The organism is Dulcicalothrix desertica PCC 7102 (assembly GCF_003991905.1).
GTDB lineage: Bacteria > Cyanobacteriota > Cyanobacteriia > Cyanobacteriales > Nostocaceae > Dulcicalothrix > Dulcicalothrix desertica.
In genome coordinates, this window is sequence record NZ_RSCL01000106.1 from 1 (window position 1) to 671 (window position 671).

At 41.6% G+C, this 671-nt stretch carries 1 rRNA gene; it reads left to right on the forward strand.

The features are described from left to right. Window positions 1–317 precede the first annotated feature (317 nt). Window positions 318–671 (forward strand): 23S ribosomal RNA (locus DSM106972_RS50985); the annotation flags it as partial.

The following is a 671-nucleotide window of genomic DNA, read 5'->3' on the forward strand; positions in this document are numbered from 1 at the left end:
TACCCAACTTGTTCGTTCGTAATCACTACTTTAGTAGTGTAAAAAAAACAACAAGAAGGTCATTACCTAGGTCGAGAGAGGATTGGCTTTGGCTTCAAACTATTATCCGATTCGGATTAATTAAAAATTAAGCATATATACAGTCAGCAACTATAGTTATTAAGATAACTAAGCCTGCTGGATGTATTTCCAGTAAGAACCTTGAAAACTGCATAGTGACGCAAATTGTAGGCAGTAACCGTGTGAAGTGTAATTACTAAGTTACGAGAATCACACGGGTATTGAATTACAAACAATCCTTTGAATTAATTTGAATTGGTCAAGCGAATAAGGGCTGACGGTGGATACCTAGGCACGCAGCGGCGATGAAGGACGTGGTTACCGACGATATGCTCCGGGGAGTTGGAAGCAAACTTTGAGCCGGAGATTTCCGAATGGGGCAACCCGATATACTACTTGTTGAACACATAGACAAGTCAGAGCCAACCCAGCGAATTGAAACATCTTAGTAGCTGGAGGAAAAGAAATCAAACGAGATTCCCTTAGTAGTGGTGAGCGAAGGGGGAAGAGCCTAAACCAAATTGCTTGCAATTTGGGGTAGTGGGACAGCAACATGGAATCGAGCGATTAGACGAAGCATTTAATCGATGCACCAAAGAAAGTAAAAGTCT